The organism is Paenibacillus taihuensis (assembly GCF_003386535.1).
Classification (GTDB): domain Bacteria; phylum Bacillota; class Bacilli; order Paenibacillales; family Paenibacillaceae; genus Paenibacillus_Z; species Paenibacillus_Z taihuensis.
Window position 1 is genome coordinate 26563 of record NZ_QTTN01000034.1, and the last position, 14279, is coordinate 40841.

A 14279-nucleotide genomic window follows, 5' to 3' on the forward strand; every position below is an offset into this window, starting at 1 on the left:
AATCATCCTATTCCAAGGAACTTGCGAAACCGCTTCATCACGCCGGACTTCTCCTCCAGCGGCATAAGCGGAACCATATCGCCAAGCATCCGCCGCGCAATGTTGCGATAAGCGATCGCCGCGCGCGAGGACGGATCCATAACCGTTGGTTCGCCTGCATTTGCGGAGCGGATCACCTTCTCATCATCCGGCACGATGCCTAGCAAATCAATGGCTAATACTTGGCAGATCTCGTCGATATCAAGCATTTCGCCGCTGCGAACCATGTTCGCGCGGATGCGGTTAATGACGAGTCTCGCAGGGATTTGTGTCTGCTCGAGAAGCCCGATGACACGGTCCGCGTCGCGAACGGCCGCATTCTCCGGCGTCGTCACGACAATCGCCCGGTCTGCGCCTGCAACCGCGTTGCGGAAGCCTTGCTCGATGCCTGCAGGACAATCGATAATGACATAATCGAATTCCTTCTTGAGTTCGAGCACCATTTCTTTCACTTGCTCCGGCGACACATCCGATTTATCCTTCGTTTGCGCGGCAGGAAGCATATATAACTCATCGAAGCGTTTGTCCTTCACCAGTGCTTGATTGAGTCGGCAGCGGCCTTCCGCTACGTCGATCAGGTCATAAATGATCCGATTCTCAAGCCCCATTACAACGTCCAAATTGCGGAGGCCGATATCGGTATCCACCATACATACTTTTTTCCCCAGCAATGCAAGCGCAGTGCCGATATTGGCAGATGTCGTCGTCTTGCCGACGCCGCCTTTGCCAGAAGTTACTACTATCGCTTCTCCCATGATCAACACTCCCCGCTTACTACTTAAGCTCTAAACAATACAGGCAGCTTGCGCAAACGCTGCAGCTGCGTCATTTTGTCAATCTTCATAGCGCCTTCGCTTAAGTACGCGAACTCCATTGCCGCATCACCCGTCATCCATTCGTCCGGCGGACGGCTGATGACACCGCTGATTCGCAGCTGTGTCGGCTTCAGCAGCGAGGCTGCGATGATTGCCTCTTCATTCCCCTTATAGCCTGCATGCGCCAAACCGCGCAATGCGCCAAGCACATAGATGTCTCCAGTGCACAAAAGCGTACCGCCTGGATTCAAGTCGCCCATGAGCAGCAGATTGCCGTCATGCTCAAGCGTCTGTCCAGAGCGAACGATACCTGTCAGCACTTTCAAATTGTTGCCGTCCTCAAGCTGTGAAACAATTGGCGGCTCGCTCTCAATAGACTGCACGAGCAAATTCCCCTGCTGCCGAATGAGCGATCGCAACTGTTCCTTCTCATCTTCACTTACTTGGCGGGTGCCGAGCTTCACTTGTACGTGAACGATTGGACCTGACAGCAGCTGTTGATGCGATTTTTCCAACTTGAATTGCAGCTCATCCAGCAGCGAGGAAAATTCGCAATGATCGTCAAGAAGAAAGATGAGACCTTCTTTGACGCCTTTTATGGTTATATGCTGCTTCTCGGTCACGCTCGTCCCACCCCTTCTCTATACGATTCTTTGAACACGGTACGGATTCCTGCCTGGCCGGCACGTCAACTTTCGTCAACTTTCTTCTTCTTCCTTCTTCGCAACAAAGCTGCCCTCAAACCATCTGCGCGCAGGCACGTAGATTGCTAGTGAGAACAGCAGCTGTAGAAACAAGCTCGGAATCATATGCTGATACAACGCCCACTCGAACGTCTCGTTCGTCAACCGGAATACACGATAGATCATATAAACGATGGCATCACAGACAAGTGTCGACAAGCCGATCATCGTCAGCGCCATCAGAAGCGTGCTCTTTCGACGCTCCATCATCAGTGCCGTCATATAACCGACAAGTCCCATCGTAAAGGAATGGACGCCTATGATGCGTCCGTAAAATGCCAGATCCTGCAGCAAGCCGAAGGCCATGCCAAGGATCAAGGCGGAATGCCGGCCACGGTAGAGCGAGGCAAAGAGGACAAAAGCGAGCGTAAAATGCGGAATAATCCGATCTACCATGCTGCTTGGCACGAGCCAATAGAACAAGGTGCCTTCGACGAGGAAGAACAGCAGCATTACACCAATGATGCGCTGCATGCTCATTGCTCGCTCTCCTCTGTTTCAACAGGCTGTACGACAAACACTTCTGTCAAATGGTCAAAATCTGCAGCCGGCGTAATTGTCGCTGTATAGGTAAGACCAAAGTCACCAACCTGGCTCGATTCCACCGTTCCGATAACCATACCGCGCGGGAAGACGTTGCCAAGTCCCGATGTGATGATCGTATCGCCCTTCTTAAGCGGATCATGCTCGGAAATTTTGGACATGTAGAGCTTGCCTGTCTCTGCATCAAACGTATCGACGATACCGAATGAATCGAGCTCCTTGCCAAGAACAGTGGCCGCGATTCCCTTCGAATCCGGCGACGTCGGGCTCATCTTCGTCAGCGGCATAACCGATGAGAAGAACGGTTCTACCCTCGTAATGCGTCCGACCAAGCCCTTGTCGGTTACGACAACCATATTCAGCTTAATGCCGTCCTTCGAACCAAGGTTAATGCGAATGGTATCATCGTAAGGATCCTGGCTGACCGCCACGACCTGTGCAATCAAATAATTGTAATCGTAAAGCTTCTTCTGCCGTTCTGTGAAGTTCAGCTTCTCCTGAAGACGTTTGTTCTCCCGGTCAATCATATTAAATTTGATGCTGTCTCTGGCATACGCCGCAGCTGCAATGCGAAGCTCTTCATTCTCCTTGTAGATATTGTGCAAGTTCGACAAATCTTGAAACAAGCCCGCTACATAACCAGCGGGCCTGTACAACCATTGCTGCACAAATGAGGTGGAATCGAGCGCAAAGTTCTCCGGCCAAGTCAGCTTCTTCCGATCCGTGATCGAGAAGCCCATTACCGCAACGAACAAAATAAATACAATCATCAAGACGAACATTCGTCTGTTGCGCATCCAATTAAACAACTTCTTTACACCTGCCCATTCCGCGCTGAATGCTGAACGCACCTGAAGGTTCGTTCACACCAATCAGCCATTGCTCATCCGTTTTCCCCATCTATACACACGCCGGATTTTATCGTTTGGAACGGGAAACCGGGCCTCCGCGTGTTTTGAACATATCAATATTATCGAGCGCGCGGCCTGTACCGATGGCAACGCAGTCAAGCGGATTCTCCGCAACGATAACCGGCATGCCAGTCTCGCGGGACAGCAGCTTGTCCAGATTCTTAAGGAGCGCGCCGCCGCCTGTAAGGACGATACCGCGGTCCATAATATCCGCAGACAGCTCCGGCGGACATTTCTCGAGTGTAATCTTAACGGCTTCGACAATTGCGTTCACCGTATCCGACAGCGCATCGCAAATTTCTTCGGACGAAATCGGAAGCGTCTTCGGCAAGCCTGTCACCAAGTCGCGGCCGCGAATTTCGATCGTTTCCGTGCGCTCCAAGATGAGTGCAGAGCCGATCTCCATCTTCAGCTGTTCCGAAGTACGTTCACCGATCATCAGGTTGTACATGCGCTTGATGTACTGCATAATCGCTTCGTCCATTTCGTCACCGGCAATCCGGATCGAACGGCTCGTTACGATACCGCCGAGCGAGATAACTGCAACTTCAGTCGTACCGCCGCCGATATCAACAACCATGCTGCCTGTCGGCTCCCAAACCGGCAAGTCCGCACCGATTGCTGCCGCGAAAGGCTCTTCAATCGTGAACGCTTCGCGTGCACCCGCTTGCTCCGTCGCGTCTTTAACCGCGCGCTGCTCAACTGCAGTGATGCCCGATGGCACGCACACCATGACATTCGGATGGCGCGCGAACAACCCGCGCTGCTTCTGCGCTTGGCGGATAAAGTATTTGATCATCGTCGAAGTGGTGTCGAAGTCAGCGATAACGCCATCCTTCATCGGACGAATCGCACGGATGTTGCCCGGTGTACGGCCAATCATCTTCTTCGCTTGCTCGCCGACAGCTTCGATCGTTTTTGTATCAGTACGCAGAGCAACCACGGACGGCTCTCTTACGACAATCCCTTTTCCTTTTAGATAGACGAGTGTGTTAGCTGTGCCAAGGTCAATTCCTAGATCTTTCGTTCCAAACATGTTTGTATACTTCCTTTCTGCTTTCAGACAATCCCTCTTATTATATTACATGTGACCTCGCTCCTTCAAACTTATAAAGCGATTGTCACCTATTACCAAGTGATCGAGAACATCAATACCTACAAGCTCGCCCGCATCGATCAGACGCTTCGTAAGCGCTATATCTTCGGGACTCGGCGTTGGGTCGCCGCTTGGATGGTTATGTACGCAAATCAGCGAAGCGCTGCTGCACTTGATAGCCGCCCGAAATACTTCGCGCGGATGCACTAAGGTCGCATTGAGGGTGCCGACGGATAATGTTTCTTTTAAAATAACCTGATTCTTCGTATTTAAAAACAAGCAGACAAAATGCTCTTGTTTCAAATAGCGAAGTTCCTCCATTAATAAGTTCGCAGCATCGGCCGGTTTTCGTATGGTCGGAAGCTCGCCTTGCTGGCTTCTAGCAATCCGGCGCCCGAGCTCGATGCCTGCCCGAAGCTGAATCGCCTTTGCCGTCCCAATACCGCGTATCTTCGTCATCTCCGCTATGCTCATATCCACCAAGCCGCGCAAATCGCCGCATTCATTCAATATCCGCGAGGCGAGCAGAACGGCAGATTCCCGTTTCGTACCCGTTCGCAGCAGAATGGCCAGCAATTCCGAATGGCTAAGCGCCTCAGCCCCCGATGACATCAATCGCTCCCGAGGTCTATCGCTGTTCGGTACATCCTTCAATATAAATGACTTTGCTTCCACAGACATCCCTGCCTTTGCGAGAATCGTCTAAGCTGCTTAAATCACGTTGATGCCGAATTCGTCTAGCATGTCTGACAGGAGTGATAACGGAAGTCCGACCACGTTAAAATAACAGCCGTCAATCCGTTCCACGATCGTTGCGCCTAGCCCTTGAATACCATAGCTGCCCGCTTTATCGAGCGGCTCTCCGGAATCGACGTAGCGCTGAATCCGCTCATCGCCGAGCTTCTTCATCGTTACGCGCGTCATTCGGTGATGCACGAGCTCTCTACCGGTTCCCGGCTCAATAACGGCAACGCCGGTGTAGACCTCGTGCTCCCGTCCCTCGAGTGCTGTCAGCGTCCGGATGGCGTCGTTCTTGTCCACTGGCTTGCCAAGTACTTTGCTGTCCAGTACCACGATCGTGTCCGCACCGAGAATAAGCGAGCTATTCACAGCTTCACTGCTTAGCAGCTCACAGGTCGCTCTCGCCTTGCGCAGCCCGAGCTGCTCCACGATCATCGCTGGCGGCCAATGCTGCGGCGTGCTTTCATCCGCATCGCTGGACAAAATGAGAACCGGCAAGGAAAGGCCGAGTGACGCGACCAGTTCCTGCCGGCGGGGAGAAGATGAAGCCAGCACAAGCTGGCGGATTGTTGAAGAAGATGTAGAGGAAGATCTCACGTTCATGGTGGCGCTCCTTACGCATACTTAATAACCATTTAGAGCTTGCGGTAAACCCAAATCGCCGCAATAAGTCCAGCGATGCTAAGCAGGCTAATATCAATCCGAAGTGAGAAATTGTAACTGATCACGAGCAAATCCGCTGCCGGCGCCCATTTAATCGTTGTTGTCTTGGTGAGGAACGAAAGTCCTGGTACTTCAGACAGCCACCTCGAAATCAGTGCGCCTGTCAATAATCCAATGAGTAAAAATAGTAATAATACCCAGAAATTTTTCTTCATGTTGTTACGTCCCTCGCCATAATTTGACACGTACACTTTATTATACGCGCCAGTGGGACGCTTTACAATGCATCCATGGAAGCAAACCAACCTTTCTGTGTGAAGACGGCTTCCATCAGTGCCTTTTGCATCGACCACAAGTAAGCTTCGGACGGTTTCTTCACATAAGCATCAGCAGCGACCGCCGCCGTATTGATCGATTGGACCAGCTTTAACAACGCAGTTTTGTTCACTTTATCCGTCATTCCTGCTTCCATGAGCGAAGCGGATTGAGTCCAAGTCTCGTGAAGCTCTTTCCAGTCCTTCTGTGCAAAGCCGCCCAGGCCGCTGCTGCTGCCGCTTAGCTGCTCCAAAGTCAGCGAATCCAGCTTCGACATCAGGTCATTCGTCTGCGAGAAGAACGATTCAACGACAGAGCTGTCACCTTTGAAAGGGATCGAGGAAACCGGAGGCAAATCGATCTGTTTCACATAGACATCCATGCCCGTTAGAAGCTGGCCCAGCAGCTGGGCATTGTCTTTGTCCGATGACATGCCCACATAGACACGATAGTCCTCGCTCGAGCTCAACGAGGCTGCTGCAAGCCCCTTCTCATCCAGCTCGCTCACCGCTGCATCTAGACCTTCCTTATTGCTGAAGACGCCATATTGAAGCATATAGTACGATGCCGCAGGCACCTTTACTTGTACCATCGCAGATTGCGCATCGGTTTGACCGCTGCTGGTGTTATTCGTCGCGGTACCGGTCGTGCCTTTATTGTTCGAGTTTGCCGCTGTAGCATCCTTACCGGAGTTTGCAGCTTTGTCCGTGCCACTTGCAGCCGCATCTGTGCTCGTGTCTGACGAAGGGTTAGTGGTCACTGGCGCCGCATCATTGCCCGTCGCGCCTCCACCGCTCGTAAACAGCGTAAGCACAAAATAGCCAAAGAGCGCACCTGTTGCTATCGCGCCGGTGACCGAAGCAAAAACCTTAAACCATGACGGCCCTTTGCCTGGACGCCCAGCTGTACCAGGCAGAAAAGCGCCATAAGGGGATTTTGCTGCACGGTTATTACTGCCTGCACGGCGATAACGGTCTTCTTCCTCGACGTCTATGATCGGGTACATATCGATGATCTGAGGAGGCTGCGCCGGTTTCTTGATAGGCGCTTCTTCGTATTCATCACCTAGCAGAATCGGTTCGAGCACATCCGTCTCTGGATAGGGATGTATTGGGGTATGGGATGACTGCTGACGATCTGCGTGGAGCCGATGCTGGTGGTGATTTTGGTAGAATGGATCGGCAGCTTCTAGATCCTGCTCCGCTTGGCGTGGGTTCTGCTTCTGCGGCTGGGATGGTGTCTGCGATTGCTTTTGTTTTTGCTTCGGAATTTGACCGTCTGCTTCGCGAATAAGCTGCTCGAGCGCGTGGGCATCATTTTGAAAAGGGCTATTCCATGTACCTATATCAGATGTGAATTTAAGCTCCTCTTGAAAATAAGGTACGGCATTCGCGGAGTTGCCCTGCTGCTGCTTCTCCTCCTGCTTCGGCTCCATCCGTGCTCCGCTGCTTGAATCGAAACGATACGTAATGCGTCCTTTATTGTTCATCGCTCTCTCTCCTTGTCCAACATACTCTAGTACGATTCTATGAAAAAGTTGAGAGAATTATGCGCTGCTTTTTGATATTGGGAGAGGCTGCGTGAATTCGAATACCCATTCCTTGACAGGAATATTCCTTGTGAGGTATATTCGATTCATGAATTCGACTATGAATGCTCTTGCTGAGCCAAACCGATTACGTATTGTCGAACTTCTGCGTGACGGCCCTCTTACTGTGGGTGAAATCGCCGAACGGCTCGAATTGAACCAGCCGCAAGTATCCAAACATCTGCGCGTGCTTCTTGAAGCAGGACTCGTCGAGGTGCATCCAATCGCTAACCGACGGATCTACAAGCTTGGGACAAAGCCGCTTCAGGAGCTGGATGACTGGGTCAGTTCATTCCGCCGCTTCTGGGACGGGAAGTTCGATGATTTGGACCATTATTTGCGCAAGCTGCAGGCGAAAGAACCGAACCAAGAAGAGTAGGAGGATAGGAAGAAATCAACCCATATCGTAGATATGAAGCTGAGAATCGGCTGTCCGATTCTCGGCTTTTTTTGCATATATGGGGGAAAAGAAAGAGAATACTCTATCGTCAACAGCCGCGACGGATTGCTGGATTTTCACCAATGCAGCTACCTGGAGTACTCTCTTTCACTCATATTGCCGTTTTCCCGCCAATGTAGGTACCTGGAGTACTCTCCTTCACTCATATTGCCGATTTCCCGGCAAAGTAGGTACCTGGAGTACTCTCTTTTCCTCGTGTAGTCCATCAAATCAGCTATCTCCCCTCATTCTCCTCACTTTCACCCCAAGTAGTCCACCAAACCAGCTACACAACACAAAAAAGCTGAGAAATCGGAAACCCGAATCTCAGCTTTTTAACCCTACGTAGTAGTCTCGCCACTAAACCGTAACTCCGCCGCTTCTCTGTCACTCCAACGTTAGACCATTCGGGTGTCCAGAGGGACGAGTCCCTCGGAGTCCCTCCTCTGGAGGGATTTAGGGAGGGGAATTCGATTTAGGGGGGGACTCGGTTTATGGTAGTTGAAGTTGGATTTTAAATGATGGGAGAGTCCGGGAGAGCCTACGCCTTCCCGCGGAGCGTCTTCGCCAGAGCATCCGCAACCTTCCAAATATCTCCAGCACCCATCGTAATAACAAGATCACCCGGTTTCACTTGATCCGTCAACACCGCGAGCACTTCTTCTTTGGTCGGGTAGTATGACGTATTCGCGTTGCTGTTCTTGATGATCATGTCCACGAGCTTCTTGGAGTGAACGCCCTCGATTTGCTGCTCGCCTGCAGGCGAGTAAATATCCGTGATAAGCACCTCATCCGCTTCGGAGAACGCACGGCTGAACTGCTCCAGCAAAAAGAACGTGCGCGTATACCGCTGCGGCTGGAACACCGCAACGATCCGTTTGCCCGTCGATTTGGCAGCGCTGATCGTCGCCTGAATCTCCGTAGGATGATGTGCATAGTCGTCGATAACGAGAATATCGTTTACTTCGCCAAGCACCTGAAATCTGCGCTTCGCGCCGCGGAAATCAACGATCGCCTCCGCAATCGCCTCGAACGATACGCCCGCTTCGAGACATGTAATGACCGTAGCCATCGCATTGTACACGTTATGTCGCCCTGGAACGGACAGCTCAATGCGGCCAAGCAGCTGGCCATGGCGTGTCATATCGAACGACGCTTTGCGGTCGCCCAGCGTAATATTGGTCGCACGGTAAATCGCCTCATGGTCAATGCCGTACGACAGTACGCCTTCTTGGCCGAGAGGTCCTGCAATCAATTCCGGAAGCATAGCTTGCATGTTCTCATCGTCGGCACAGACGATCGCTTTGCCGCCATCCTTCACTTGGCTTAGAAACTGCACGTAAGCCGCTTTCAATTTATTGAAATCACCGTCGTAGTTCTCGAGATGATCAGGTTCGATATTCGTCACGATGGCAATTGCAGGATGGTACTGCAGGAACGAACCGTCGCTCTCATCTGCTTCCGCAACGACATAATCGCCCTTGCCGGCTTTAGCGTTCGTGCCGACATTGACGATTTCACCGCCAATGATATAAGTCGGATCGAGCTGGCACGTTTCCATAACCAGAGCGATCATCGAGGACGTCGTTGTCTTGCCGTGCGCGCCGGCGACAGCGACTCCTTTGCCGTTATTCATTAATCTAGCAAGCATTTGAGCGCGGTGAAGAATCGGAATGTTCAGCTCTTCCGCAGCGACGCGCTCGACGTTATCACGAGACAGCGCCGTCGAGTATACGACCAAATCCGCTCCTTTGACATGCTCCGGCTCATGGCCGATGTAAATTCGCGCCCCTTTGGCTGCAAGCTTCTCCGTAAGCTCCTGCCGGGCAACGTCCGAGCCTGTCACTTTATAGCCCATCTCCAACATGACGCGGGCGATGGCGCTCATGCCGTAACCGCCAATACCGATGAAATGAACGTGTTCTGCCGTGTTCAAAGACGGTTCACCAACCTTTTTCAGAATCCTTATTGTAGAGCAATTGGGAGCGGACGTCTGCAATTAAGTAGAGCGTTCCGGTAGCAACCGCCAAATCCGCTTCATTCGCCAAACCTTGCAGTCTCTTAAGCGCCTGCTTCCAATCCGGTTCAACGATGAGCTCAAAAGGACGGTCGACTGTTTCACGAATCTCGCTGATGAGCTCAGCCAGTTCCGCCGCAGGCATCGCCTTGCGGAAGTTTGGCTCAGTCACGATGAGCGTATCCACTAGAGGTAGTATATGCCGCAATGTGTCACGATGATTCTTATTAGCAAGCATCCCCATCATGAGATGCAGCCGATCATACGAATACGTGTCACGCAGTGCCGCCGCTAATGTTTCCGCGCCCTCTGGGTTATGCGCGCCGTCGATGAGCAGCCTTGGTGGCTGCTGGATCATCTCAAGGCGTCCCGGCCACGCTGCTGTGCGAAGTCCTTCACGAAGATCATCATCTTCGATAATGGCTGCATAATATTGCCGCATCACCTCGAGCGTCATAACGGCAACTGCCGCATTCGTCCGTTGATGAGCGCCATTCAGCGTAATGGTCAGCGAATCAATCGAGCGGAACAAGCCGTCAAAACGGAACGTCTGCTCATTTTCCGCCACATCCAGCGCTGTTTCGTGAAACTGGTCTCCCAGTAAATAAAGCGAACTGCGTTTCTCCTTCGCAGTTGAAGTAATGACTTCAACCACTTCCGGTTGTGTTACTGCGCTGACGACTGGAACGCCGGCCTTAATGATGCCCGCCTTCTCAGTTGCGACAGCTTTGATCGTATCACCAAGAAGGTCCATATGGTCATGGCCAACGTTCGTAATAACCGATACAATCGGGGTCACGATATTCGTTACATCCAGACGACCGCCAAGCCCTGTTTCCCACACGACAAAATCAGGATAGGACACTGTGCCGTAATACAGAATCGCCAGCGCCGTCGACACTTCAAACATCGATGGCGAGCCGAGCTCCGACTGTGCAATCTCCTCGACGTGGGGCTTCAGCTTGTTAGCCAGCATAAGCAGCGTTTCTTCCGGAATGTCCGCATCGTTATACTTGAAGCGATTCGTAAACTTCGTTATGTAAGGGGACGTGAACGTCCCTACATCGTAGCCGCAGCGCAGCAGCACGCTGGTCAAATAAGCGCAAACCGAGCCTTTGCCATTCGTGCCTGCCACATGAATAAATTTAAGCCGGCGTTCCGGGTGATTGAAAATTTCCATCAGCTTCTCGATCCGATCCATACCGGGGCGAATGCCGAATGGAACAAGCCCTTCAATCCACGCTCTTGCTTCCTCGTAGCTCGCAAGCGGCGCCGAAAACTGTTGTTCAGTCATTATGAATTCCTTCTTCCTTCTTCCTTCGTCCATCTGCAAGCGAAGGCTTGCAGCTGCTAGCAGCAAAGCGGAAAGGGCTAGATAGCCCTAGCCCTTCAGCTCTTCAATACGCGCAAGCACTTTCTCGCGTTTCTCTGCGTAGTCCGCCATTTTCGCGCGTTCTTCCTCAATGACCTTCGCCGGCGCTTTCGCTACGAAGCCAACATTACCCAGCTTCTTCTCCACACGCTCCACTTCGCTCGTCAGATGCGCAACCTCTTTGTTCAAGCGAGCAATCTCTTGCTCGATATCAATGAGGCCGGCAAGCGGCAAGTACATTTGAGCGCCTGTAACGATTGCAGCCATCGCTTTGTCCGGAGCTGCGAGCGACTCGCTGATCTCAAGCTTCGACGTGCCGCAGAAGCGGATAATGAACTCTTCGTTGCGCGTCAAGATCGCAGCTTCAGCCGCGCTCGAAGGCTTCACGAGCAGCTCGACTTTCTTGCTCATCGGTACATTAACCTCAGCACGGATGTTTCGAACCGCACGGATCATTTCCATCAGCAGCTCCATCTCGGCAACCGCTTCTGGCGCTTCCAGTGCTGGATCGTAAACCGGCCAAGGAGCGAGCGTAATCGTCTCGCCTTCATGCGGCAAGTGTTGCCATATTTCCTCGCTGATAAACGGCATGAACGGGTGAATGAGACGCTGTGTACGGTCGAGAACGTAAGCGAGAACGGATTGCGTCGCGCGCTTCGCTTCTGCGTCTTGGCCATTCAAGTTCAGCTTCGCGAACTCGATGTACCAATCGCACAGATCATCCCAGATGAAGTTGTACAGAACGCGGCCTGTTTCGCCAAAATCATAGCTGTCAATCAGACGCGTTACATCCGCAACTGCAGCATTCAGACGGTGCAGAATCCAGCGGTCAGCTGTTCCCAGCTTCACATTGATGTCGATGTCCGCAGCGGTAACGCCCTCGAGGTTCATAAGCGCGAAACGCGAAGCGTTCCAGATCTTATTCGCGAAGTTACGCGCTTGTTCAACGCGCTCCCAACGGAAACGAAGATCCTGGCCTGGCGTGCTGCTTGTCGAGATCATGAAGCGCATTGCATCAGCGCCATACTTCTCGATAACTTCGAGCGGATCAACGCCGTTGCCGAGCGATTTGGACATTTTCTTGCCATTCTCGTCACGAACGAGACCGTGAATAAGAACATCCTTGAACGGCTTCTCATCTGTAAATTCAAGCGCGGTAAAGATCATCCGAGCAACCCAGAAGTAAATAATATCGTAACCCGTTACTAGAACATTCGTCGGGTAGAACCGTTTTAAGTCGTCAGACTGCTCAGGCCAGCCAAGTGTCGAGAACGGCCAGAGCGCCGAGCTGAACCAAGTATCGAGAACGTCTTCGTCTTGACGAAGCGATTCGCTGCCGCAAGAGGAGCAGGATGTTTGATCTTCCCGTGCAACATGCATCGCGCCGCAAGAGTCGCAGTACCATGCCGGAATGCGGTGTCCCCACCACAGCTGACGGGAGATACACCAGTCGCGAACATTTTCGATCCATTGCAGATAGATTTTCTCGAAACGGTCCGGAACGAAGTTAACGCCTTTGCCGTTGTTCTGAGCTTCAATTGCAGCTTCAGCGAGCGGCTTCATCTCAACGAACCATTGTGTCGACAAGTATGGCTCAACAACCGCGCCGCTGCGCTCGCTGTGGCCAACTTGGTGAACGTGATCTTCAATCTTGATGCAAACGCCTTGTTCCTGCAGATCTGCAACGATACGCTTACGGCAGTCCGCACGGTCGATGCCGTTGTATGGACCTGCTTCCGCATTCATCGTACCGCTCTCGTCCATAACGACGATTTGCGGCAGGTTGTGGCGAAGGCCTACTTCGAAGTCGTTCGGGTCGTGCGCCGGCGTTATTTTGACCGCACCGGAACCGAACTCTTTCTCTACGTATTCGTCAGCGATGATCGGAATCTCTCTGCCGATGATAGGAAGAACGATCAGCTCGCCGATGAGGTGCTTGTAGCGCTCGTCTTCCGGATGTACCGCAACCGCCGTATCGCCGAGCATCGTCTCCGGACGCGTCGTAGCAACCGTAATGAAGCCGGAACCGTTCTTCAGCGGATATTGGAGGTGGTACAAATGACCGTTAACTTCTTTATGCTCAACTTCGATATCGGAGAGCGCTGTGCGCGCAGCCGGATCCCAGTTGATGATTTTTTTGCCGCGGTAGATCAGGCCCTTCTCATAGAGGCGAACGAACACTTCGCGAACCGCTGCGGACAGACCTTCATCGAGCGTAAAACGTTCACGCGAGTAGTCGAGCGAGAAGCCCATCTTGGCCCACTGATCACGAATCGTTTCATTGTACAGCTCTTTCCATTCCCAAACCTTCTCCAGGAACTTCTCGCGGCCGAGGTCGTAGCGGGATACGCCTTCCTCGCGCAGCTTCTGCTCAACCTTCGTCTGTGTTGCGATACCAGCATGGTCACTGCCTGGCAGCCACAGCGCATCATAACCTTGCATCCGTTTCGTGCGGATCATAATATCCTGCAGTGTAAAATCGAGCGCGTGCCCGATATGCAGCATACCAGTTACGTTCGGAGGTGGAATTACAATGGTATACGGCTCCGCTTCCGGGCGTTTGCCTGCTTCAAAAAATTTGCCATCCATCCAATAAGGATACCATTTGGACTCGGCTGCCTTCGGATCATACGTCGTCGGCATCTCTGTCATTCCTTGTTTCTGTGACATCACGAACTCCTCGCTTCCAATATATTTCAAATGATCAATAAACGGGTTGAACGCAAAAAAACCTCTCGTCCTTATAGCAAAGGACGAAAGGTTCTAATCTTCCGCGGTACCACCTTTGTTCCGAACTAGCCATGCACAGGCTTCATTCGACAACTTTATCACAGATAACGGCTGCAACCGGCTCGAACTAACGTTTTTAGTACCGTTTCATTCCAGCAACTCCGGGGCGACCTGCCAGCATTCATCACCTGCAGAACCTCTCAGCTAATTGGTCCCGCTCTCTGAAGGCATTCCTGCTGCTCTTCCCCATCAACGTCATTATAATAA

At 52.1% G+C, this 14279-nt stretch carries 13 protein-coding genes; 1 reads left to right on the plus strand and 12 read right to left on the minus strand.

Annotated elements, in window-relative coordinates; genetic code table 11:
- Window positions 1-2 precede the first annotated feature (2 nt).
- From minD to A8990_RS23035, 9 genes are all read right to left on the minus strand, one after another.
- Window positions 3-794: a septum site-determining protein MinD gene (gene minD, locus A8990_RS22995; RefSeq protein WP_116191397.1), complete on the minus strand. Its 792-nt coding sequence runs from the start codon at window positions 792-794 to the stop codon at window positions 3-5.
- Window positions 795-817: 23 nt separating this feature from the next.
- Complete coding sequence (gene minC / locus A8990_RS23000; RefSeq protein WP_116191398.1) at window positions 818-1477, minus strand: septum site-determining protein MinC; 660 nt, start codon at window positions 1475-1477, stop codon at window positions 818-820.
- A 75-nt stretch (window positions 1478-1552) separates the two neighbouring features.
- Window positions 1553-2077, minus strand: coding sequence for a rod shape-determining protein MreD (gene mreD, locus A8990_RS23005; RefSeq protein WP_116191399.1), 525 nt, complete (start codon window positions 2075-2077; stop codon window positions 1553-1555).
- A complete protein-coding gene (mreC, locus tag A8990_RS23010) occupies window positions 2074-2949 on the minus strand; it encodes a rod shape-determining protein MreC (protein WP_245996162.1) in 876 nt (291 codons plus the stop codon). Before mreC ends, mreD begins: the two co-directional genes overlap by 4 nt.
- Before the next feature lie 109 nt (window positions 2950-3058).
- On the minus strand, window positions 3059-4087 hold the full coding sequence (locus A8990_RS23015) for a rod shape-determining protein (RefSeq protein ID WP_116191401.1): 1029 nt from the start codon (window positions 4085-4087) through the stop codon (window positions 3059-3061).
- A gap of 45 nt (window positions 4088-4132) precedes the next feature.
- A complete protein-coding gene (radC, locus tag A8990_RS23020) occupies window positions 4133-4822 on the minus strand; it encodes a RadC family protein (protein ID WP_116191402.1) in 690 nt (229 codons plus the stop codon).
- A gap of 36 nt (window positions 4823-4858) precedes the next feature.
- On the minus strand, window positions 4859-5491 hold the full coding sequence (locus tag A8990_RS23025; protein ID WP_116191403.1) for a Maf family protein: 633 nt from the start codon (window positions 5489-5491) through the stop codon (window positions 4859-4861).
- A 32-nt stretch (window positions 5492-5523) separates the two neighbouring features.
- Entirely contained in the window at window positions 5524-5766 is a 243-nt protein-coding gene (locus tag A8990_RS23030) for a DUF4321 domain-containing protein (protein ID WP_116191404.1), read from the minus strand.
- A 62-nt stretch (window positions 5767-5828) separates the two neighbouring features.
- On the minus strand, window positions 5829-7355 hold the full coding sequence (locus tag A8990_RS23035) for an SPOR domain-containing protein (protein ID WP_116191405.1): 1527 nt from the start codon (window positions 7353-7355) through the stop codon (window positions 5829-5831).
- A gap of 148 nt (window positions 7356-7503) precedes the next feature.
- Here A8990_RS23035 and A8990_RS23040 point away from each other — a divergent pair, with 148 nt between their 5' ends.
- Window positions 7504-7833, plus strand: a complete 330-nt coding sequence (locus tag A8990_RS23040; protein ID WP_116191433.1) for an ArsR/SmtB family transcription factor — start codon at window positions 7504-7506, stop codon at window positions 7831-7833.
- 601 nt (window positions 7834-8434) lie between these two features.
- Here A8990_RS23040 and murC read toward each other — a convergent pair.
- The 3 genes from murC to A8990_RS23055 form a co-directional block, all read right to left on the minus strand.
- Window positions 8435-9829: a UDP-N-acetylmuramate--L-alanine ligase gene (murC, locus tag A8990_RS23045; protein ID WP_116191406.1), complete on the minus strand. Its 1395-nt coding sequence runs from the start codon at window positions 9827-9829 to the stop codon at window positions 8435-8437.
- A gap of 7 nt (window positions 9830-9836) precedes the next feature.
- Entirely contained in the window at window positions 9837-11204 is a 1368-nt protein-coding gene (locus A8990_RS23050; RefSeq protein WP_116191407.1) for a bifunctional folylpolyglutamate synthase/dihydrofolate synthase, read from the minus strand.
- 87 nt (window positions 11205-11291) lie between these two features.
- Window positions 11292-13952, minus strand: coding sequence for a valine--tRNA ligase (locus A8990_RS23055; protein WP_116191408.1), 2661 nt, complete (start codon window positions 13950-13952; stop codon window positions 11292-11294).
- Window positions 13953-14279 lie beyond the last annotated feature (327 nt).

What these genes read in the sequence shown, in the direction of transcription:
- minD (WP_116191397.1), bottom strand. Translation starts at nt 794, where the DNA reads ATGGGAGAAGCGATAGTAGTAACTTCTGGCAAAGGCGGCGTCGGCAAG.
- mreD (WP_116191399.1), bottom strand. Translation starts at nt 2,077, where the DNA reads ATGAGCATGCAGCGCATCATTGGTGTAATGCTGCTGTTCTTCCTCGTC.
- A8990_RS23015 (WP_116191401.1), bottom strand. Translation starts at nt 4,087, where the DNA reads ATGTTTGGAACGAAAGATCTAGGAATTGACCTTGGCACAGCTAACACA.
- A8990_RS23025 (WP_116191403.1), bottom strand. Translation starts at nt 5,491, where the DNA reads ATGAACGTGAGATCTTCCTCTACATCTTCTTCAACAATCCGCCAGCTT.
- A8990_RS23030 (WP_116191404.1), bottom strand. Translation starts at nt 5,766, where the DNA reads ATGAAGAAAAATTTCTGGGTATTATTACTATTTTTACTCATTGGATTA.
- A8990_RS23035 (WP_116191405.1), bottom strand. Translation starts at nt 7,355, where the DNA reads ATGAACAATAAAGGACGCATTACGTATCGTTTCGATTCAAGCAGCGGA.
- A8990_RS23040 (WP_116191433.1), top strand. Translation starts at nt 7,504, where the DNA reads ATGAATTCGACTATGAATGCTCTTGCTGAGCCAAACCGATTACGTATT.
- A8990_RS23050 (WP_116191407.1), bottom strand. Translation starts at nt 11,204, where the DNA reads ATGACTGAACAACAGTTTTCGGCGCCGCTTGCGAGCTACGAGGAAGCA.
- A8990_RS23055 (WP_116191408.1), bottom strand. Translation starts at nt 13,952, where the DNA reads ATGTCACAGAAACAAGGAATGACAGAGATGCCGACGACGTATGATCCG.